The sequence below is a fragment of the Mucilaginibacter sp. 14171R-50 genome, from assembly GCF_010093045.1.
Lineage (GTDB): Bacteria > Bacteroidota > Bacteroidia > Sphingobacteriales > Sphingobacteriaceae > Mucilaginibacter.
This window is the reverse complement of the sequence record NZ_CP048115.1, coordinates 2,522,823-2,544,149: the sequence shown is the minus strand read 5'-3', so window position 1 is coordinate 2,544,149 and position 21,327 is coordinate 2,522,823. Positions and strand designations below refer to the sequence as shown.

Genomic DNA, 21,327 nt, shown 5'->3' with positions numbered 1-21,327 from the left:
TCTTAAAACTGAGGAGGGCTTCCTTTTTATTTTGTTACCAGTACCCAATCTACATATACTTTGGCATCGCCGCCCTTGATCTTATCAACTGACGATTGCGATAGCCCATAATAGGGCTTGGAAACCTTATTAACCGAGTTTGGATACCCGCCGCCCAGGGCAAAGTTCAATATTAAAAACTTAGGATTGTCAAACGCCCAGCGGCCATACTTTTCGGCCATAGCTTTGGTAACCTTATAGGTAACTAAGCCGTCTACCTTAAAAGTTAAACTGTTTTCCGTCCAGTCAACACTGTAAACATGCCATTGGGTAGCATCGGTACCTTTTGGGAAGTGCGCGCGATAAACCAGCGGTGTATTGCCAAAGTAGCCCGGCCCGTGCAAGGCGTTGCTGGTCCAGGTGGTATCGCCAACGGTTTCCATCACGTCTATCTCGCCGCAATCGGGCCATTTGCCTTTGCCTAACGCCCAAAACGCCGGCCACATGCCCTCGCCGCCTGTAACCTTCATACGTGCCGAAGCGCTGCCGTAAGTAAACATTACTTTATCGCTCGTGTTGATACGCCCGCTTATAAAATCATACTTATTGCCCTGTTTGCTGGTATAACCGGGCTTATACAACGCCTTTAAAACCAGCGTACCATTTTCAATATAGATGGTAGCGGCCGAATCGACATACGCTTGTTGTTCGTCGTTTACGGTATGGCCGGTAACTTCTACGTTCCATTTGCTGCGGTTAAGCGTACCTTCCTTAAAATCATCGAAAAATACGGTATCCCTTTTTGAGGGCTGCGCAACAACTGCTGTTGATGCTGCTAAAAGAGCCAACAGGCCTACTAAACGTGCTTGCATGTAAATATAATTGGATAGCTAAAATAGGTAATTACCTTGAAATCTGTGTTTTTACAAAGCAATTACCTTACCTTTTTTATATTGCGGCTTAATGAATTGATATCAATGAAGTTTCTTAAAATATTTCTTATTATATCGGCTATCACCCTGTTAATGGACTGGTATGTTTTTAACGGGTTGCGCACCTTTACTGCCGATTGGCAATCACGGCCATTGCGGCAGTTAGTTACCTGGGGGTTCCTGGTGGTTTCTGTGGGTGTAACTGTGGTTTTTTTGCTTGGGTTAGGCAGCATGAGCAGCGCCCGTGGCATGACACCGTTTCACGAATGGATGCTAAGCCTGTTCCTTACCTTTTTTGTTACCAAGCTGGTTTTTCTGATAGTGCTTTCCTTAGGCGACCTTGTCCGTTTCTTTTACGGCATTGCGCGCGCTGTTAGCACCGACAGCAAACCGGGCGGCGCGTTTTTTCCCTCGCGGCGCAAATTTATTACCGAAATAGCCATCCTGGTGGCCGCTATACCTTTTACATCGTTCTTTTACGCCATGTTTCGGGGCAAATATGATTATAAGGTGCACCGGCAAACCATTTATTTTGATGACCTGCCGGATGCCTTCGATGGCTTTACCATTACCCAGCTATCAGATATCCACTCGGGCAGCTTTGATAATGTAAAAGCCATGCAGCGGGGTATCGACCTGGCAAAAGCTCAAAAGTCCGACTTGTTTGTGTTCACCGGCGACCTGGTGAACAATGCCGCCTGGGAAATTGAACAATACATCGACCGTTTTGGGCAGATAAAAGCGCCTTACGGGCAGTACTCTATCCTGGGCAACCATGATTATGGCGACTACATTCATTGGGACAGCGAGCAGGAAAAACGGGCTAATTTAGCCAAGCTAAAGCAGCATCATGCCGACCTGGGTTACCGTTTGTTGCTTAACGAGAACGTTGTACTGGAAAAAGGCGGGCAAAAGTTATCACTGATAGGCGTGGAAAACTGGGGCGATGGTTTTATACAGCTTGGTGATATTGACAGGGCCGTTGAAGGGGTTGATGCAAATGCTTTTAAAATCCTCCTCTCGCACGACCCTTCACACTGGGAAAAAATAGTAAAACAACACCCTGCCAATGTACACCTTACCCTTGCCGGGCATACCCATGGCGCGCAGTTTGGCGTTGAGGCGGCAAACTTACGATGGAGCCCTGTAAAATACCGCTATCCTGATTGGGCCGGGCTGGTAAAACATGACAACCGCTATTTGTATATAAACCGCGGGTTTGGGTTCCTGGCGTTTTCAGGCCGCTTAGGTATCTGGCCGGAGGTTACGGTGCTAACGCTGAAGAAGAGGGTTTAATATATAAGCCCGTCATTGCGAGGTACGAAGCAATCTCTTTAAGATCGGTCGGCTACATGGCATATCAGGAGATTGTTCGTACCTCGCCATGACGCGGAGAAAGCGTTAATATCTTAACTCAGCCACTTGCCAAACTCGTAAAACTTTTTAATGCTGATGCCTATTTTGCTGCCCACAGGATGCTTGCCGCGGCTATAATTGATAACCCGCAGGGTTACCTCTTCGCGCTCGATGATCAACTCTTCAAAAAAACCTTTAAACAACACTTGCTTCACCGTCCATTTGGCGCCCATAGCCAAGGGGGTGATACTGATATGCTCGGCATAAATAACTACAGTGCCCCGCTTTGATTTAATGCCGCAAACCTTTGCCTGCGCGGCGGTAAGTTCGCTGCAGCTTACCAGTATTTTTGAGGTGTACAGTAACCTGGGCTTGTGGTAAAGCTCCTCGGGGCTGCCATACTCTACTATCTCGCCCTCCTTTATCACGATCAGTTCATCTGCCATAGAAAGCAATTCAGCCGGATCATGCGATACCAGTATTACAGTTACACCCCACTCTTTTACTATCTGGCGTATGTCGTGTTGCAGGCTTTCGCGGTAGTTGGCATCTACCTGGTTAAAGGGTTCATCCAGCATCAATACTTCGGGGCGGTTTATAAGCGCCCTTGCAATGGTAACGCGTTGTTTTTCGCCGCCGCTAAGTTTCCCAAAAGGCTGGTCGCGTAGGTCATATATGCCCAGCAGGTTTAGCGCCTGGGTGGTTTTTTGTATTTTGTAGTTTGCATCTTCGGTAGGCAGGCCATTGCCAACGTTATCCCAAACACTTGCCCCCATGTTCATATCGGTATTGTCCTGGCTCACCATAGTAATTACCGTATGCGCAGAAGTAAGATGAGCGGTGCGCACCGGCAATGGCTGACCGTGGAAGAATACATCGCCCGAATCGGGCTTCATGGTACCTGACAGCAGTTTAAGCAGTGTGGTTTTACCGCTGCCGCTTTCGCCCACAATGGCTGTAATTTTGCCCTTTGGTATAAAAACGGTGATGTTATTAACGCCTGATGATTTATCGCCAAAAAAATTCTTGGTAACCGATATGGTTTCCAGTATCAGGTCATCTTTCATTTTACTGCGGAGTGATCAATAGTTTAATTGTCTCAAACCTAATCTATAAAAAGCTATCGGCAAAAAAAAGTTAAAAACAATTAGGGCTAAACTGGTATTGTACTATCAAACCAAAAAACTAATATCATGAATAAAACAATCGGCATAGTACTCATCGTAATTGGCGCGGCAATGCTAATATGGACGGGCTTTACTTATACCAAGAAAGAGAAAATTGTTGATGCCGGGCCGATCCAGGTATCCGCCGACAAGCAAAAAACGGTTAACTGGCCACCGTACCTGGGTGGAATACTGTTAGTGGGCGGGATAGTAATTGTTGCTACCGCAAAAAAATCATAGGTTACGCTGGCTATAACCCCATCCGCATCTCGATCATGTGCCGGCTAAAGCCAACTTTTTCATAGGCTTTTATAGCAGGCGCATTTTGATTATAAACCTGCAGGCGCAGCTCGGTTATGCCCTGTTTAAGCGCCCAGTTTTTTAACGCCTGGATGATAAGCTTGTTTACGCCCTTGCCACGGTACTGCGGCAGCACATACATAAAGCCAAGGTAGGCATACTGCCGGTGCTTCAGGTAGATCTTTGAAGTCTCGATTCGGGCGTAGCCGCTGCCGATGACCTGGCCGTTCAGTTCGGCCAGGGCCAGGTAAATGTTTGGGGCGGTTATAAACTCATTCAGGTCGTAATAGTTGATATGTTCGTCTTTAAGCGTAGGATCAAACGGCCGCTCGGCGGCAATAACACCCTGCTCAAACTGCAGCAGGATATCCATATCAGCCAATGTGGCCTCGCGGATGGTGATGTTTTGCAAATAGTCTGTATAAGCAGACGGAACCCAGTCGAAACGTTTTGGTGGCATATTATTTAGTGTAAAATTTTGAACCAGGTATTTGCCTAACCGTTCGCAGCCATTCGGCGTCTTGCAAGAAAAACGCATCTACGGGCTGCTCCAGGTCTTCGCCGCGTAAAGCATCTTGCAATATAAAGCTGACGGCAGCCCTGGCATCCTGGCTATCCGCAGCTAAAACAACACCTACAACCAGGCTATATTGGTCAGCGAACGAGGTAAGGTATTGATAACCCTCGTTGACATTGGTATTGGCCTTAAACCCGGTTATTATCTTCTCTAAGACCCGTTTAGGCAGGGGGCGTTCGGCCGTGCCTATCCTAACCGTGGTCCCCGCCGGTATGTGGTGCGTTTGCACTTCGTCCCTGCTGCGCTGCAATATAAACATGTTATATGCATTGCTATTGATCACTAACCTGCTGATGCCATTTTTTTCGCACAGCAGCAGCACATCGTTTGAGTGCATGGCGGTATAAACGGTTGATTTACCTGTCCAATTTAGCAAAGCCGCTTCATCGGTAAAGGCACCTAATACCTTTACGCCATCTACTGTAAATATCGATGTTAGGTTAAGCGTAGTATCTTCCTTTGCTACCTGCCACTGATCAGGAATATCTACCTTGTTTGCGGATGGCAGCAATAGCACAGGCCTGCCTTCCATTAACTCCAACACCGTTTTCTTGTAGTTTTCGTCGTTCGGTGTTTTATACCAGTCCGCAATGTAATTTATAAGCGCACGGTTTTCCGGAGGCCCTTCATAGGGCTCTTTGTTGTCCTCCTTTTTAAACAAAGAATTTAAAATTCCCATTACTCCACCGTAAAACTTTTCTTCAGCTTAATATCTTCCGACGAGCTGCCTATCCAAACCTGGAAGGTGCCGGGTTCAATGGTCCAGTTCATATTTTTATCCAGCAGGGCCAGATCATCGGGATGCAAGGTAAAGGCAAGGGTTTTCTTTTCACCTGGGTTAAGGGTTACCCGTTCAAATCCGCGCAGGTCGTACTCGTAAGTGGTTACGCTGCTTACATCATCCTTTAAATAAAGCTGCACTACATCATCGCCCTTGCGCCGGCCGGTGTTGGCTACGTCAACAGTAACCGTTACATCTCCCTGGCTGTGCCCTTTTTCCGGCGACACCTGTAGGTTGCTGTATTCAAATTTGGTATAGCTTAAGCCGTAGCCAAAGGGATACAGCGCGCCGTTAACACTGGTATGCCCCCAGCTGTTTTGCCCGCCCTGCCCCGCCTGCGAATTTGGCTTGAACGGAAAGTTAAACTCTATCTGACCCGTTGTTTTCGGGAAGGTAATGGGCAGCTTGCCGCCGGGATTGTTATCACCAAAAAGGGTTTCAGCAATTACCTGTCCGCTTTGCACGCTCGGGAACCAGGCCTCTAAAATGGCAGGCACGTACTTATTTTCCCAGTTAATGGTTAGCGGCTGCCCGTTTATCATTACCATAACAACGGGCTTGCCTGTGGCCTGTAAAGCCTGTATCAGCTTTAACTGGCGGCCCGGCAGGTTAAGCCCGGTTCGCGACAGGCTTTCGCCTACCCTTTCGTTATCCTCGCCTACCACCGCTATAACAATATCCGATTGCCTGGCTTGCGCCACCGCCGAATCTATCCCGGCCTGCTCGGCGGCGGATAGTGGTGTTTCGATGATCTCGCTCTCCGGCCAGGTTGGGTCAACAATATTGCAGCCTTTGGCGTAGGTTACCCTGGCATTGCTCCCCACGTAGTTCCCTATCCCATCCAGCACGGTAGTTACCGGGTTATGCGAAGGGCCATACCTGCTGATGGCGTAGTTGGTTTCGGCAGCCAGCGGGCCGGTTACCAGTATATTTTTGTACTTGCTTTTATCAAGCGGCAGCAGGTTGTCCTGGTTCTTTAAAAGCACCATAGACTCGCGGTTCATTTTAAGGCTCATCTGTGCATCTGCAGCGGTGTGTACTTTTTTATCGGCCGCTTTAGGGTCTTTCACGTAAGGGTTATCAAATAATCCCAACCGGAATTTCACCCGCAGCACATCCGCCACACGCGAATCTATCACCTTCATGGAAATGCGATTTTCTTTGATCAACTCGCGCAGGGGCAGTATAAATGTTTGCGGCATGGTAAAATTGGTGCGCACGTTCAGCCCAGCCTCCACCGCCTGGCGTACTGCCTCTTTGTAATCGGCGGCAACCTTATGCTTGGAGTATAGAAACTCCACCGCCTCGCTATCAGATACTACATACCCCTGAAAGCCAAATTTTTGGCGCAGCAACTCGGTTAAAAAATAGTAGCTGCCTGTTATGGGTACACCATCCCAATCATTATAGCTGCTCATTACCCCCATCGGGTGGGCTTCCTGTATCACCCGGCGAAACGGGTACAGGTACACCTGGTGCATCTCGCGCGGGGCCACATGCGGGTCGGTGCGGGCACTGCCGTCGCGGCCGCCTTTTGGTACGCTATATACTGCGTAATGTTTTAAGGTTGATGCTACCCCCTCTTCTTGTATGCCCAGCACCATTTGCTTGCCCATTTCGGCTATCAGGAAAGGGTTTTCGCCATAGCATTCTACTACACGGCCCCAGCGCTGGTCGCGTGCGGGGTCGAGTATGGGGGCGTAAACATTGGTATAACCCAAAGCCTTTGCTTCGCGGCCCACGGTTTGGCCGGCCTGGCGCACCAGTTGCTTATCCCAGGTACTGCCAATGCCTATCGGGGCAGGCAGCGGGGTGGCGCGGTCGTGGTTTAGGCCGTGGATGCCCTCGTTGGTAAAATCAACCGGGATACCCATGCGGGTTTCTTCAACAAACCACTTTTGCACGGTGTTTATGGCCGATGCATGCTTGCTAAAAGGATAAGAATATTGCGTAGGCGCATCGTCGGTATGCGAAGTAAGGTTATTCAGTTCTTCGTCAATATTGGCTATACCATCCTTCCATATCTCGTTCTTCCAGCTGGCAACGGGCATTTCGTCCTTTAGTACGCGTTTGTAACCATACAGGGTAGCCATCTGGCAGGTTTTTTCCTCTACGGTCATCTGGCTTAGCAGGTCGGCAATGCGTTTTTCGATGGTTTGCGAGGGGTCTTCAAAAACGTCCATTCGGCCGTTCTTGTTAAAATCGACCCAGCCCTTGTGGTAAATATTTTTTTGCTGTGCCGACGCAGAGATGGCAAGCCCGAGCAATGATAGCAGCAGTGGCAGTTTTTTCATACAGATAAGATGCGTGTTGGTTTACGATCTCAAATATATAAAAGTACCAGGCAGATGCCCGTTTTTAAGGCCAGGGAATTTACTATCACGTTTTCGTAGATACTTTTAATATTTTTAGTTTTGCCAAACAAAATGGCTGTATACAATATTGTGTAGCTGTTTATTATAGCCTATGCGATATCTGCTTCTTTTATTAATAACTGTACTTCCCTCGTTCAAATCTATCGATACTGACGCCGGCCCGCAAGCCAACCGTATTTGCGGTAAGTGGCAAGCCAGCGAAAAAAACCTTACTGTCGAGGTTTACCCTTACAAAAACACCTTCAAGGCAAAAATTATCTGGTTTAGCGGCGGCGTTTCAAAAGCCAAACCCATGGAAACCATTACAGATATTAAAAACCCCGATCCTGCCCTGCGCAACCGAAAAGTGCTTGGCCTTGACGTGGTGCAGGACCTTAAATACAACGCCCGCACAAACTCCTGGGAAAGCGGTAAGATTTATGAAGTGCAAAGCGGTAAATACTGGAACGCCGCGGCATATATTGATAAAAGCGGCTTGTTAAAAGTAAAAGGATACTGGAAAGTTAAGTTCCTGGGCAAAACCATGACCTTCAAGCGTTTATAACGTACGCTTTCTCCTCAAACGGGAACAGCATTTTATATTGGCACTGATATTGTTTGTTAATATAATATGACCAATCAATTTCTATGTAGTTTTTTAGCCTTTTTTTTATATAGCGGAATAATTTCTCAACCTTATACTGCAGCCGGAGCTGACAGGGTTTGCGGTAAATGGCAAATGGTAGGCGAAAGCCTTGTAATACAAGTATACCGCGACGGCGGTGAGTTTAAAGCCAAAATTTTGTGGTTTGATGATGAAGATGATACCAAACCAACCGATTATTGGAAGGATGTAAGAAACCCCGACCCACACCTGCGCAGCCGCAAAATTTTGGGGTTGAACGTTGTTGAAAAATTGAGTTACAACCCTAAAACAGATAGCTGGGAAGATGGCATGATATACGATCCTAAGCATGGCCGTCATTGGAACGCCTCGGCGTACATTAATAAAGATGGGCTACTTAAAGTAAAAGGGTACTGGCACTTTAAGTTTATTGGTAAAACGTTAACCTTTAAAAGGGTAAATTAATTAGGCTATAATAAAAAAAGGCTCCTGCTATCATTAACAGGAGCCTTTTATTTATGCTGGTAAATGTATTATTGCTGTTTCAGGAATTCGCCGCTGGCGCTAAGTTCAACTTCGTCGCTAAGCATTGGCGAACCATATTTGCTACCGAATGAGAAATCTGAACGTTTGATTGTACCGGTGATTTTAAAGCCTGCATCAGGGCCTTTGGTCATGGGGTTGGTAATAGTACCGCGGTAAACCACATCTAAAACTACAGGTTTGGTAACGCCATGAAGGGTAAGATTGCCGGTCACCTTATATTTGTTTGTACCCGCTGGCGCAACGTTTGTGCTAACAAATGTAAGTGTCGGGTATTTAGCCACATCAAAAAAATCAGCGGACCTTAAATGATTGTCGCGGTTATCGTTATCGGTGTTTACTGATGCGGTATTTGCAGTAAAAGTAAACTTAGCATCGCTAAAGTCGGGTTTTGCAGCCACTATGCTGGCATCAAAATCTTTAAAGGTACCATCAACATCAGACACAGCTAAGTGGGTAATGGTAAATTTTACGTGCGAATGTGCCTTATCGGCTTTCCAGGTGCTTTGTGCAAACACGGTACTTTGCATAAACAATGCCGCTGCTGCTAAGGTTAAGATTTTTTTCATGTGTGTTATATGGTTTTATGGCGTAAATATAACAAAGATATTTTTAAAAGATGTTCAAACATCTTTTTTGAGAAACTAATGACAATCGCTTATTTGCCTTTAAAAAAAGCGTCAACCCGGTTGTTAAACTCGGTGGCATGCTCAATCAATGTGCCATGGCCCGAGTTTTTAACGATCCAGAGCTTGCTGCCCGGAATATTGGCCTGTATAAGGCGCGTGTGTTTATCCGCTATAACGTCGTGATCGCCGGCGATGATCAGGGCCGGGCATTTTATCCTGTGCAGATCGGCAAGTTTTATATTCGGCTGCTCCCAATCCAGCATAAACATTTTCCAGGCGTTTTTTTCGGCGGCGGTACGCCACTTTCTGTTTTTATTTTGCTCGTAGTATTTTTTTGAACCGGCCCAGGCGCCGTCAGCGAATGCGGAGGCATCGGGCGTAATATTTGCCCCGGTGGATGCCAGTTTAATTACCTTATCAGGGTGGCGCATGGCCATCAATATAGCGTTAATACCACCATCGCTCCACCCTAAAACATAAGCCTTTGAAATGTGCATGGCATCCAACAGCGCCGCGAAGTCATCTGCCATTTGCTCGAAGGTAATATACGGATTCGGGTCGGCCGACTTTCCCTGCGACCGGCTATCTACCAGTATAACGCGGTACTTTTTTGCGAAGTACGGCACGTTTTCGCTAAAAGCGCTCATATCGCCGCCATTGCCGTGTATCATTAATAATGGCTGGCCGCTGCCGTATTCTTCTACATAAAGCTTTATTCCGCGCACATTGTAATACTTGCCAACCGCGGCGTTTTTGCCGTAAGGTGTTTTTTGCGCGAAACTGAACGCAGCTATCAGTTGAGGTATCAGCGCCATTAATATAATTCGTTTGATATGCATGCGTAAATATAATCAAAGGCGTTGTAACACGTTGTGCCGCCAATAAAATACAACCGCAGCGTGTGGCGGGCTTGTATGTAAGGACAACCTATCACGCTATCTTTTCCCAGTCGCCGCTATCAAGGCTTCGGTAAATAGCATCAACAACCTTCATATCTTTTAAGCCTTCTTCACCGGGCACGCGGCTTTGCTTGTTCAGGGTAACGCAGGCGGCAAAATCATCCATTTGCGCGGCCTGCTGTATAATGTTGGGGATATCCATCGGTTTGCCGTTCACCTTTCCATCCAGGCCGCCATAGCCGTATGCAGGTTCCAGTTCAAAGCTCCCTTTTTTGGCTTCGGCGCGCAGGTAGCCCCAATCGTGGTTATAGCTGCTTTTGCCGGTAACCTTTGCACCGCCCGGAAACTTAAGTTCCCAGTAAACGGTTTCGTCAACCTCCTTGAAAAAATCGGGGCGGGTTTTCTCCTGCCTGGCTTTTACGGCCACCGGCTCTTGCCCCAGCGTATAACGCGCGCCTTGTATGGCATAGATCCCCATATCCATTAAACCGCCGCCACCGGCCATCGCCTTTTTTAAACGCCAGGCGTTAGGGTCGCCATTGTAAGTAAAACCATTGCCGGTATCCACTTTGGTCACCTTGCCGAAAATTTGTTTTTGACCAAGGCGCATTACTTCCTGTGTATGCGGCTCAAAATGCAGGCGGTAACCAATTGAAAGCAGCCTGTTTGCCTTTTTGCAAGCCGCTATCATTTCGCGGCAGTCGGCGGCGTTCAGTGCCATGGGCTTTTCGCATATCACATGCTTACCGGCCTTAGCCGCGCGTATGGTGTACTCTTTATGCATAGAAACGGGCAGCACTACGTACACAATATCAATATCCGGGTTATGGGCTATGTTGTCGAAATTTTGGTAGTTGTAAACATTTTTTTGCGGGATATTGTACTTTTTAGCCCAGGATACGGCCTTGGCGGGGGTGCCGGTCACTATCCCCGCCAGGTAACAATTTTTTGTATGCTGCAACGCGGGCGCTAACTGCCCGCTGCTGTAGCTACCCAAACCAACAAGTGCTATGCCCAAACGCTTGCCCGGCTTTGTCAAAGCCAATGATGATAACGCCGGCCCCATTATCAAGGCCCCTGCGCCTATGGAACTTTTGCGTATAAAATCTCTGCGGGATGTTTTTATGGTAGGTTTCATGGCGATGGTTTTAAGTAAAGCTATCAAAAACCCGCAAATTTTGTACCTAATACCGCCGCACTTTATTCAAAGCTTTGCTTATATTTTTTAATGGCAGTTAAAATAGATTGCACAATATCATTTTGCCCCGCGGCCGAATTGAGATATTTCTCGTCGGACGGGTTATTGATAAAACCGGTTTCAACCAAAATACCCGGCATACCGCTTTGCTGTAGCACCAATACCCCCTGCTCGCGCACACCCAGGCTTTTGCGGCCGTTGCTTACGGTAAATTCATGGTTAAGCAGGTTGCCAAAATGCACACTTTGCTTGCGGTAACGTTGCTGAAAAGCGGCCAGTATAATGGCATTTACGGCGGCATCCTCACCATAGCCGTTATATTTCTTTTTATAATCCTTTTCCTGGAATATGGACGCATTCTCGCGCAGGGCCTCCATTTGCTCATCTTTACGATGGTAACCATACAGCAGCAGCAAAACGCCCCGGCGCTTGCCAACCCTACCCGGCGACGAGTTACAATGTATGGAGATGAACAGGTTTGCCTTATTATCATTGGCAATATCGGCGCGGCGGTGCAGTTCAATAAATTTATCGGTACTGCGCGTCATGATCACGTTAACGTCGCTTAACTCGTTGTTAATAGCGGTCTTTAATTTTTTGGCGATGCTAAGGGCTACTGTTTTTTCATTTGAGTAAGCGCCGTGCGCGCCGGGATCTTTACCGCCGTGCCCGGCATCAATAACTATCGTTTTGAACCTAAAGGAGCGAACAGTTGTTGCAGCCTTTTTTTTTGACTTATACGTACCCTGTGAAAATGCCGGCGATGCACCCAGCATCAGTATAAAAGCAACAGAATAATTCAGGATTGTTTTTAAGTGCCTGTGTAACATTGCGCAAATGTAAACGGATTGTTTTTAAAAATTAACCACAAAGCATGTTAAACCTCAGTTTTTTGGCCGGGGCTTGTAATAGGCCACCTGTTTTAACCCGTTAAAACATTATTTAAAAAACATGCAACCTTCTGTTTATCATGTTCGTAATAATTAAAACCGAAACGCCTGTCACGAAAGTTTGATATTGAAGAAGGCAATTTATATGAACGAGTTTTTTACTGCATCAACCGCAAATTTCTTTTACTTCCTGATAGCAGGATCAATTATCGTATATCTGATACTCAAATTCGACAAACGGAACAGGAAAAAGTTAAACAAGGTGTTATTGCAAGCACAGGACGTGCAGCCACTGTACCTAAAAAAGTCGGTAGAGCATAAATTAAACGCGCTAAAAGCATCACAGGGCAATGGCCAGACCACCCGCAGTATTGTTGAAAAGGAGCTTGACGAATTGGTTGCCGAATATGATAAAGGCCTGATAAGCCTGCCCGATTATTGCCACAGGCTTAACCGGCTGCTGGCCATGACAGCATAGCTCAATTCCGGATTTTGTCCCTCCATTTACTCACCCCGCGAGTAAACTAACAAAGCGGCGAGTTTTACTCACCCCCTGCCCCTCTCTGCTTCGCAAAGAGGGGAGTTTTTTTGTTTCTTCACCCTCTTTGCAGCAAAGAGGGTCGACAAAGCGAAGCGAGGTCGGGGTGAGTTAACTAATGAAGCGGCGAATCGCCTTTATATTATCGGAAACGAACGAATGATATAACTCGTTAAAATTAAACTTAATGCTTTTCTTTGTTTGAGAATGAGCACAGACCCATCCGTTTCGCATTTACAGATAGTACCTACTGCAGATGGTTCAAACACCATTTACAACGCTGTGGTTGGCGAAAACTACCACTCTCGCAACGGCGCCCTGCAAGAGAGCAGGCATGTATTTGTTGTAGCCGGCCTGCAGTACTTTTTAAAAAACAGCGGTACAGGTAACAAAGGTGTATCGGTGCTTGAGGTAGGCTTTGGTACAGGACTGAACTTTTTGCTCACTGCCGATTTTTGCACCCAACGGCAAATATCCCTGCAATACACCGGCATAGAGGCTTATCCATTAACAAACGAAATGATCGGCAAAACGGGGTATAACCAGTATGTGCCTGCACCCATATGGCAAAGTTTTCTTCAAAATTATGATGCATCGTTACAAGGCGCTGTACAGCTTAATCATGATGTGCAATTACACATAGCCGCCTGCGACCTGCTCGGGTTTTCGTCGGCGGCCAAATATGATGTGATCTATTTTGACGCTTTCGCGGCGGCGCACCAACCCGAAATGTGGAGCCAGGAAGCGATTGCCCATACGCTTAACTTTTTAAAGCCGGGGGGTATATTTGTTACCTATGCCATTACCGGCAACCTTAAACGCATTATAAAAGCGTTGGGCCTTAAAGTGCAAAAAGCGCCGGGCGCACCCGGCAAACGCGAAATGCTTAGAGCGGTGAGTAGTTTATAGGGGGGGGGGGGCGTTTTGGGGGCGTTTATTGACCATTTATGGCCCGTTTAGGGCCGTGAAAACTACAACCGAAACACTACCTTTGTTATTTAACAATATACTATGCCAATTACCGCACCCATTACCGCAAACACCCCATCCGGCGCTTTTGAACGCCTGCTTACCATTATGGACGACCTGCGGATGAACTGCCCGTGGGACAAAAAACAAACGCTTGAAAGCCTGAGGCACTTAACAATCGAAGAAACTTACGAATTATCTGATGCTATATTAAGCGGCGATATGAACGAAATTAAAAAAGAGCTGGGCGATATTATGCTGCACCTGGTTTTTTATTCGCGCATAGCTTCAGAGACGAATGACTTTAACATTACCGGTGTGTTAAACGGCATTTGCGATAAACTGATAAACCGCCACCCGCATATTTACAGCGACACTGAAGTAAGCAACGAAGACGATGTTAAACGCAATTGGGAACAAATAAAACTTAAAGAAGGCAACCGGTCTGTTTTAGGTGGTGTACCGGCTTCGTTACCTGCATTGGTAAAGGCCTCGCGCATACAGGAAAAAGCACGAGGGGTTGGGTTCGACTGGGATAACAAGGAGCAGGTTTGGGCTAAGGTTGAAGAAGAACTGCAGGAATTTAAGGATGAGTACAATGTTGTTAATGAAAGCGCTATTGACCACGACAAGGCCGAAGGCGAATTTGGCGACCTGCTGTTCTCGCTGATAAACTACGCCCGTTTTATTGGCATAAACCCTGAAGACGCCCTGGAAAAGACCAACCGCAAATTTATTAAGCGTTTTCAGTACCTGGAAAATAAGGCAAAAGAAAGCGGTAAGCAGCTGCAAAATATGAATCTTGCCGAAATGGACGTGTTTTGGGAAGAGGCCAAAAAAGTAAAATAATTATAGCTTTATTGTAGCGTTTTCAAATTATATACGTAATGTAAGATGTAATTCTGATGATATGAAAAGACTGATTTATTTATTGCCCCTTTTGGTAACCCTTGCGGGTTGTTTTAATAACAACAACCAACCCGTTCCGGAGCCGTCAGGCTCTTATACGGGCGAGTTCAGGCGTGTTTCACGTGAAAAAAATGCGACAACCATTGATACCGTAAAAACAAACTTAACAGTAGTGATTGAACCGGGTGTTGGGTATCATGTGCTGGGCGATACTACAACTGTACATGCAGGCAGCAAAGGCCACTATGGCATTAATAGCAGCAGCATGTTGTTTATGGATAGCACCTATCCAAAAACCGGGGTACCTGTAAAAAACCATCTTAACGGCGAGTACCTTTACATTTACGATGGCAAGATCTTGCAGATGGTAAGAAACAGCGGTGATACGTTAAGCTTACAGTACGATCTGAAAAAGGCTAATTAATATTGTTTTAACTTTTCAGGCACCCATGGTTTGGCATAGCTAAAGCTATTGGTATTTTGTTAAAATTTGCAGGGTTTGTAACGTTTAGGGTTTTGGCGCGTATTGTATAAATCAGCTTAAGCAGTATTAACATAATTAATGCATTTACTTCACCGCGTTACTGAAGATGAAATAATCAGTAAGTGTAAATCAGGCAGCATAAAACACCAGGAATTACTATATAAACAGTTTTATGGCTATGCTATGGGTGTAAGTATGCGTTACAGTTTAAACGAGGACGATGCTTTAGAGGTTGTAAACGATGCTTTTATCAAGATATTTAATAATATAAATTCTTATTCTGCCGGCAAACCGTTTAGGGCTTGGCTGCGCACAATTGTAGTGAACACCGCTATCGACCGTCGCCGTAAAGAATTAAAGCATCAAAGCAACACAGATATAGAAGATGCCTATGGCGTTGGTAATAACGCCGCTATAATTGAAAACTTAAATGCACAGGATATTTTAAAGCTGATGAAGCAATTGCCTCAAATACAGCTTACAATTTTTAACATGTACGAAATAGATGGTTATAACCACGATGAGATAGGCAAAATATTGAATTTACCGGCAAGCTCATCAAGGGTTTATTTAAGCCGGGCTAAAGATAAATTAAGGCACCTGTTAACAACTGAAACACGAAACCATGGATGAGCAGTTTGATAATAAACTAACCAACCACATCAGGAAGGTGTTTGATGACTATGAACACCCCGGTGCTGAGCATGGTTGGGCGCAGTTGAAAAATAGATTTCCGGTGGAAGAAAAAGGCCGGAAAATAACCTGGCTATGGTGGGGCAGTGCCGCGGCCGTTATTTTGGTGTTTTTAGGTATCGGCCTGTGGTACAATAATGGTGGTACCGATGGAAATAGTATTGCCGTAAAGTCCGCCGTAAAACATCAAAACGGGCAACCTTTTAGCACTGACACTGCCGGGGAGCAGACCGCGCCTATCATAAACAACCCTGAACCTGTTATTGCGGGCAACAACCCTACGCCAGTTACTCATAAAAACATTGGTAACCCAGCAAACAATGGGCATTTTGCAGTTAAATCTTATCCAAATAATACGGGCATCACGCAAGCGGGGCAAACTTCAAATGTATTAATTGACCACCCCCAACCGGCGTTTATTGCAGCACAACCTGTGCAAACCGTACAAACAAACCCTGCAACAACAAGTAATAAGGGGCTTGCTTCTGATAGCCAAAAGGTTATAAATAACGTTACAAACCAGCCGCAAATGGCCAGCGCTCAGCCAGCTACCGTAAACGGTGCAACGCAGTTAGCAGCTGCTGCCACCAACAATAACGGGGCTTCGCCCTCAGCCAAAAAAACCATGGCCGATATGTTTAATGAGGACAAACGCCAAATTATAAAGCAGAAAGACGACGATAACGAACATAGTAAAAAGGTAAACTTCAGCATTTATGCCGCTACCTATTTTAACTATGCCGAGGGCAGCACAAACCAGATAAACGCCGGTGCAGGGTTTACATCCGATTTTAAGCTGAGTAAAAACCTTAAATTATCTACAGGTATAGCGTTGGCTCAAAATTCTTTAAATTACAATAACGCTGCGCCGCAAGCAGCGAAAGGCGAGGTATTTGCGGCTGCGCCGCCGTTAAAGCAAGCAAGTCTGTTCGCTGCGGCCGCGCTTGTGCCCGTGTTTAAAAATTATAATGCAAGCCTGGTAGGGCTTGATATCCCGATCAATATAAAGTATGAGTTTAATCCGCAAAAAACAGATGCCTATATATTGGCAGGGGTAAGCTCGGGCACTTTTATTGACGAAAGTTATACGTATCGTTATAATTACAGCAACGGTACTTCTATTGCACCCAATAGCCAGACCGAGCAAACGGCCCACAATAGCTTCAACAGTTTCTATTTTGCTAAAACACTCAATTTATCGTTTGGAGTTGGGTATCCTTTGGGCAAAAACAGGCTGATAGTAGAACCCTTTGTAAAATATCCGCTTGGCGGCCTTGGTGCCCAGGACATCCGTTTTGGCGCTGGTGGTGTTAACCTTAAGTTCAGCTTTAAGGGAAAGAAATAATTACCTTGTAACAGCATTGTTTCTGTTATTTAATTACACTGCCAGTTTTTTTGCCGTTATTAGGGGCATATTACCTATCAATTATCACGATTAATGAAGAGGATTTTACTTGTTGCAGTGCTGGTTGCATTTGCGCTGCAGCTATCTGCCCAAAAGATCGAGGTTAGCATTTATGCAAGTGCGGGCCTTTCTCACTACGTTGGAAACTACGTAACAACCACCACTTACATCGGGCCATCTGCAAGTCCAACTAACACTATAGATAAAAGAGATAACAACCCTTATGGTAACAAAAGTGGGTTTAGCAATAGTTTTGGGTTGCAAGCGCAATATGTTTCAAAACCAGGTATTATTGGCGGTTTACAGGCAGGTATTGAAAATTTGCGAAGCCAGGTACATATCGACGAGTTGAAAGGCACTTACCCTACAACTTATCATTACGATGGTACAAGCACACTGATCAAACAATTTTTTAATTTAAACCCTTACCTGGGTTATCGTCTTTCATTAAATAATATAAAGATAGACCTTATGCCCGGATTAGATTTTGGCGTGAAGTTAAGCAGTCGTCAAAAAATACGCACAAATAGCGAAATTAAATATACGGCTGGCAATGATAAGGTAGAAGATATATCTGTTGATCGTCGCGTTAGGTTTGGTTCAGCGATCTATTATAAAAGGATAGGCCTTACCGCCAGTTATTCGCGCGGGTTAAACAACTATGTAGAAACTACTAAAGGCGCACAGAACACCGCACGCAGTGAAATAATGAGGTTGGGCCTAATTTTCCGCGCCTATTAAGAATAAACATTGAATAACACACATGAAGAAACTACTATTTTCTGTTCTATTTTATTTTATCACTACCCAGCTTTTCGCCCAGGCTACTGAATTTTCGTTCGGTGTCAATGGCGGGCTAATGCATTTTTCAGGCTCCACTGCTACCTCAACTTCCGCAATAAACGAAGGAGTGGTTAATTATACCAATAATCCTTACGGCAGTAAAAATGGGTTAGGTTATGGCATTTATATCCAGGGGCAATATATTACAGTATCGAAATTTATTTTAGGCTTACAACTTGGCACCGATAACCTAAACAGTAAGGTTACCATCACCGAAATAAACCGGAGTGCTGTACCATTCCCTATAAAAGCAACAGGTTCATCAGCAGTAAATGCCCATTATCTTAATGCCAACCCATACGCGGGCATGCGTTTCGTTTTATCAAACATAAAGCTTGATATTACGGCAGGTTTAGAATTCGCTTATGTTGCGGATGCTTACGACGAAGGTGAGGCTAAAAATTCGTACGGTACAAAATATAAGACAAACAACGATATCAAAAATATCAATATGGATACCCGATTGAAACTCGGTGTTGCTGCTCACTACGATCGTTTAGGTATTACACTTAGTTACGCCCATGGCCTTAGTAATTATTTAAACGGCAGTTTGGGTACTATGGCTGGCGGCACCGGCAATACAACATTTAGCGCTCATACCGAAGTGATACGCCTGGGCATCAATTGCATTGTTTTTTAACGACAAAAACTTTTTTGAGACAGGCTGCTTAGCAAATAGCGGCCTTTTACTTAAACCTGATGGCTTTTACCGGAGTTATGCGGGTTACCAGCATTGATGGTATAATAAGCACCAGCAAACAGACGATAAGTGTGCCTAAATTAAGCATCAAAACATCCGTCCAAACTATTTTTATGGGTACAAACCGCATGTAGTAGGATCCCTCCTCGAGTTTGAAAAAGTGCGTGTGTTGCTGGAAGTACCCAAGTCCAAGGCCCAAAATATTGCCCAATACCAGGCCTAAACCTATCAGGTAGGCAGCATTGTATAAAAACACTTTCTGTATCACCCAGTTGCCGGCGCCCATAGCTTTAAAAATACCTATCATGGCGGTACGCTCCAGTATCATGATCAACAACGCCGATATCATGTTAATCACCGCTACTGCTGTCATCAGCACCAGCATTACTACCGCGTTCACATCCAGCATATCCAGCCACTCAAATATGGTGGGGTAGTTCTCTAAAATGGTGTGCGATTTCAATTTAATCGGCAGTTTATCATCAATCGAATCGGCAGTGGCGTTTAGTTTGTCAAAATCCTTTATTCTAACCTCATAGCCGCCAATTTCGCCGTTATTCCAGTCATTCAAACGTTTTATCAGGGCCAGGTCGCCAATTACAAAGGTTCTGTCAACCTCGTCAACACCAAGGTTAAATATGCCTACTATCTTTAGCTTACGCTGGCGTAAAGGCTCCTGTACAAAATACATTTTCAGGTCGTCCCCCACTTTCAGCTTCAGCCGGCTGGCAGTCAACTGCGAGATCATTATCTGCAGCTGCACATCGGTTGTATCGGTAAAATTAATTACTGTACCCGCTACAAGGGCTTTTTTCAGATAATCCCAATTGTAATGTTTGTCCACCCCTTTTAGTACCACACCCTCAATTTCATTATTGGCCTTTATAATGCCCGGCTTGGTAGCATACGGATAGATCGCGTCAACCTGTTTAACCTGCCTGATATTTTTAACCACGTCGGCGCTATCGGTAAAGCTCGATTTTTCATACGAGGTATTGTTATCTGTTTTAACAATTTGAATATCCCCACCAAATCCCCTAACCTTTTCGCGTATCTCTTGTTTAAACCCTTTTATAACAGCTAATGATAGTATCATTACACCAAGGCCAAGCATAATACCAATAATGGCTATGCGCACAATTAATTTGGAGAAAGTGCGCTTGCTCTTGAATGTGATACGACTTGATATAAACCTGGCGAAATTCAATGCTGAAATGATTTTTGTAACTTCGCAAAGATGCGTTTTTACACTAAACATACTGCTTTTAAATTTGCTTTAACATCAAAAAACTATGATAGGCATCAAATTATATACCCCACTGATAGCAGTAAGCCTGCTGTTTTTTAAATGCGATAATTTTGCGCAATCGCCTAAGGCAACGCAAAATACCGCCAAAAAGATCGCGGTAAAAAAGATAGTGGCGCCTATACTGCCTGCGGCCGACAGGCTGGACGCCTACCTGGATTATCTTAAGGGCCGTAAAATAGGTATGCTGATAAACCAGACATCTGTTATCGGCATCAATAAAACCCCACTTGTTGACAGCCTTTTGAAACTGGGCGTAAACATAAAAAAGATATATGGCCCAGAGCATGGCTTTAGAGGGAATGCCAGTGATGGCGCCGAGATCGATAACACGATTGATAAAGTTACCGGGCTGCCTGCTATATCGCTTTACGGCAAACACAACAAACCAACTCCTGAGGATCTGAAAGGCATCGACCTGATGATATTTGATGTTCAGGATGTAGGCACTCGCTTTTATACATACATTTCAACCCTGCATTATGTAATGGAGGCCTGTGCCGAAAACAATATCGAGCTGATGATATTGGACAGGCCAAACCCCAACGGTGTTTATGTGGATGGCCCCGTGCTGGACACGGCGGGCTATCGGTCGTTTGTAGGTATGCACCCCATACCCGTATTGCACGGCATGACCATAGCGGAATACGCGCAGATGATAAATGGAGAAGGCTGGTTAAAAAACAAGGTACAATGCAAGCTTAAAATTATTAAAGTAGCCAATTATCAACGCGATATGGATTATACGCTGCCTGTCAGCCCGTCGCCAAACTTAAACAGCGCACAGTCTATATTATTGTATCCGCATATATGCTTTTTTGAGGGCACGGCGCTTAGTTTGGGCAGGGGCACGCTGTTCCCTTTCCAGGTTATTGGCAGTCCGATGCTTAAGGGGAAGTATAGCTTTTCGTTTAAACCGGTGAGCATACCCGGCATGAGTGATAACCCACCGCTTAAAGACAAGGTATGTTATGGCCTTGACCTTAAAAATTACAATATGCAAACCATCCGCAAAAGCGGAAAGCTTAATTTAGCCTGGGTTATTGATATGTACAAAATTTACCCCGATAAGGAGCATTTTTTTATCCCTTATTTTGCCCGGCTTGCCGGTAACGATGAGTTAAGAAAACAAATTATTGCAGGTAAAAGCGAAGCTGAGATACGCCAAAGCTGGGAACCGGCATTAACCAAATTTAAAGCTACACGCAGCAAATATTTATTATACAAATAGTACTGTTAAATTAAACTGAG

General features: G+C 45.2%; 23 protein-coding genes. 13 read left to right on the top strand and 10 right to left on the bottom strand.

Going from position 1 to position 21,327, the window contains the following annotated elements; genetic code table 11:
• Positions 1–26: 26 nt before the first annotated feature.
• On the bottom strand, positions 27–851 hold the full coding sequence (locus GWR56_RS11730; protein WP_162431428.1) for a family 16 glycosylhydrolase: 825 nt from the start codon (positions 849–851) through the stop codon (positions 27–29).
• A 105-nt stretch (positions 852–956) separates the two neighbouring features.
• Here GWR56_RS11730 and GWR56_RS11725 point away from each other — a divergent pair, with 105 nt between their 5' ends.
• Positions 957–2,207, top strand: coding sequence for a metallophosphoesterase (locus GWR56_RS11725; RefSeq protein ID WP_162431427.1), 1,251 nt, complete (start codon positions 957–959; stop codon positions 2,205–2,207).
• Positions 2,208–2,320: 113 nt separating this feature from the next.
• Here GWR56_RS11725 and GWR56_RS11720 read toward each other — a convergent pair whose 3' ends face one another.
• Entirely contained in the window at positions 2,321–3,334 is a 1,014-nt protein-coding gene (locus GWR56_RS11720) for an ABC transporter ATP-binding protein (RefSeq protein ID WP_162431426.1), read from the bottom strand.
• Positions 3,335–3,460: 126 nt separating this feature from the next.
• Between GWR56_RS11720 and GWR56_RS11715 the strand changes: the two genes are divergently transcribed.
• Positions 3,461–3,673: a hypothetical protein gene (locus GWR56_RS11715; RefSeq protein ID WP_162429149.1), complete on the top strand. Its 213-nt coding sequence runs from the start codon at positions 3,461–3,463 to the stop codon at positions 3,671–3,673.
• Positions 3,674–3,683: 10 nt separating this feature from the next.
• Here the strand turns inward: GWR56_RS11715 and GWR56_RS11710 are convergent, their stop codons facing one another.
• The 3 genes from GWR56_RS11710 to GWR56_RS11700 are packed head-to-tail and all read right to left on the bottom strand — an operon-like array spanning position 3,684 to position 7,385.
• Entirely contained in the window at positions 3,684–4,193 is a 510-nt protein-coding gene (locus GWR56_RS11710) for a GNAT family N-acetyltransferase (RefSeq protein WP_202925313.1), read from the bottom strand.
• A 1-nt stretch (position 4,194) separates the two neighbouring features.
• The gene (locus GWR56_RS11705) at positions 4,195–4,989 is read right to left on the bottom strand and encodes an SseB family protein (protein WP_162431425.1); all 795 of its coding nucleotides are present in this window, start codon (positions 4,987–4,989) and stop codon (positions 4,195–4,197) included.
• Complete coding sequence (locus GWR56_RS11700; RefSeq protein ID WP_162431424.1) at positions 4,989–7,385, bottom strand: glycoside hydrolase family 3 N-terminal domain-containing protein; 2,397 nt, start codon at positions 7,383–7,385, stop codon at positions 4,989–4,991. The genes GWR56_RS11705 and GWR56_RS11700 overlap by 1 nt, the downstream gene beginning before the upstream one ends.
• A gap of 172 nt (positions 7,386–7,557) precedes the next feature.
• Between GWR56_RS11700 and GWR56_RS11695 the strand changes: the two genes are divergently transcribed.
• Together GWR56_RS11695 and GWR56_RS11690 are read left to right on the top strand one after the other, a co-directional pair.
• Positions 7,558–8,010: a DUF2147 domain-containing protein gene (locus tag GWR56_RS11695; protein WP_162431423.1), complete on the top strand. Its 453-nt coding sequence runs from the start codon at positions 7,558–7,560 to the stop codon at positions 8,008–8,010.
• Between the two features lie 66 nt (positions 8,011–8,076).
• Complete coding sequence (locus GWR56_RS11690; RefSeq protein WP_162431422.1) at positions 8,077–8,535, top strand: DUF2147 domain-containing protein; 459 nt, start codon at positions 8,077–8,079, stop codon at positions 8,533–8,535.
• 68 nt (positions 8,536–8,603) lie between these two features.
• Here the strand turns inward: GWR56_RS11690 and GWR56_RS11685 are convergent, their stop codons facing one another.
• The 4 genes from GWR56_RS11685 to GWR56_RS11670 form a co-directional block, all read right to left on the bottom strand.
• Entirely contained in the window at positions 8,604–9,182 is a 579-nt protein-coding gene (locus GWR56_RS11685) for a YceI family protein (protein WP_162431421.1), read from the bottom strand.
• A gap of 89 nt (positions 9,183–9,271) precedes the next feature.
• Positions 9,272–10,057: an alpha/beta fold hydrolase gene (locus GWR56_RS11680; RefSeq protein ID WP_162431420.1), complete on the bottom strand. Its 786-nt coding sequence runs from the start codon at positions 10,055–10,057 to the stop codon at positions 9,272–9,274.
• A gap of 115 nt (positions 10,058–10,172) precedes the next feature.
• Positions 10,173–11,279, bottom strand: coding sequence for a Gfo/Idh/MocA family protein (locus GWR56_RS11675; protein WP_162431419.1), 1,107 nt, complete (start codon positions 11,277–11,279; stop codon positions 10,173–10,175).
• A gap of 62 nt (positions 11,280–11,341) precedes the next feature.
• Positions 11,342–12,169 carry an N-acetylmuramoyl-L-alanine amidase gene (locus tag GWR56_RS11670; RefSeq protein WP_162431418.1) on the bottom strand — a complete coding sequence of 276 codons (828 nt, stop codon included), beginning with the start codon at positions 12,167–12,169 and terminating at the stop codon, positions 11,342–11,344.
• A gap of 205 nt (positions 12,170–12,374) precedes the next feature.
• Between GWR56_RS11670 and GWR56_RS11665 the strand changes: the two genes are divergently transcribed.
• The 8 genes from GWR56_RS11665 to GWR56_RS11630 all read left to right on the top strand — a co-directional run bounded on the left by GWR56_RS11665 (position 12,375) and on the right by GWR56_RS11630 (position 18,710).
• The gene (locus GWR56_RS11665; RefSeq protein ID WP_162431417.1) at positions 12,375–12,707 is read left to right on the top strand and encodes a hypothetical protein; all 333 of its coding nucleotides are present in this window, start codon (positions 12,375–12,377) and stop codon (positions 12,705–12,707) included.
• Between the two features lie 267 nt (positions 12,708–12,974).
• Positions 12,975–13,676: a tRNA (5-methylaminomethyl-2-thiouridine)(34)-methyltransferase MnmD gene (mnmD, locus tag GWR56_RS11660; RefSeq protein WP_162431416.1), complete on the top strand. Its 702-nt coding sequence runs from the start codon at positions 12,975–12,977 to the stop codon at positions 13,674–13,676.
• Positions 13,677–13,778: 102 nt separating this feature from the next.
• On the top strand, positions 13,779–14,585 hold the full coding sequence (gene mazG / locus GWR56_RS11655; RefSeq protein ID WP_162431415.1) for a nucleoside triphosphate pyrophosphohydrolase: 807 nt from the start codon (positions 13,779–13,781) through the stop codon (positions 14,583–14,585).
• Positions 14,586–14,646: 61 nt separating this feature from the next.
• Entirely contained in the window at positions 14,647–15,069 is a 423-nt protein-coding gene (locus GWR56_RS11650; protein WP_162431414.1) for a hypothetical protein, read from the top strand.
• Positions 15,070–15,207: 138 nt separating this feature from the next.
• Complete coding sequence (locus tag GWR56_RS11645; RefSeq protein WP_162431413.1) at positions 15,208–15,762, top strand: RNA polymerase sigma factor; 555 nt, start codon at positions 15,208–15,210, stop codon at positions 15,760–15,762.
• Positions 15,755–17,167, top strand: a complete 1,413-nt coding sequence (locus GWR56_RS11640; RefSeq protein ID WP_162431412.1) for an outer membrane beta-barrel protein — start codon at positions 15,755–15,757, stop codon at positions 17,165–17,167. Before GWR56_RS11645 ends, GWR56_RS11640 begins: the two co-directional genes overlap by 8 nt.
• Before the next feature lie 93 nt (positions 17,168–17,260).
• Entirely contained in the window at positions 17,261–17,968 is a 708-nt protein-coding gene (locus GWR56_RS11635) for a PorT family protein (protein WP_162431411.1), read from the top strand.
• Between the two features lie 22 nt (positions 17,969–17,990).
• Positions 17,991–18,710: an outer membrane beta-barrel protein gene (locus GWR56_RS11630; protein WP_162431410.1), complete on the top strand. Its 720-nt coding sequence runs from the start codon at positions 17,991–17,993 to the stop codon at positions 18,708–18,710.
• A gap of 46 nt (positions 18,711–18,756) precedes the next feature.
• Here GWR56_RS11630 and GWR56_RS11625 read toward each other — a convergent pair whose 3' ends face one another.
• The gene (locus tag GWR56_RS11625) at positions 18,757–19,977 is read right to left on the bottom strand and encodes an FtsX-like permease family protein (protein ID WP_162431409.1); all 1,221 of its coding nucleotides are present in this window, start codon (positions 19,975–19,977) and stop codon (positions 18,757–18,759) included.
• An 85-nt stretch (positions 19,978–20,062) separates the two neighbouring features.
• Between GWR56_RS11625 and GWR56_RS11620 the strand changes: the two genes are divergently transcribed.
• On the top strand, positions 20,063–21,307 hold the full coding sequence (locus GWR56_RS11620) for an exo-beta-N-acetylmuramidase NamZ domain-containing protein (protein ID WP_162431408.1): 1,245 nt from the start codon (positions 20,063–20,065) through the stop codon (positions 21,305–21,307).
• The last annotated feature ends 20 nt before the right edge of the window (positions 21,308–21,327 follow it).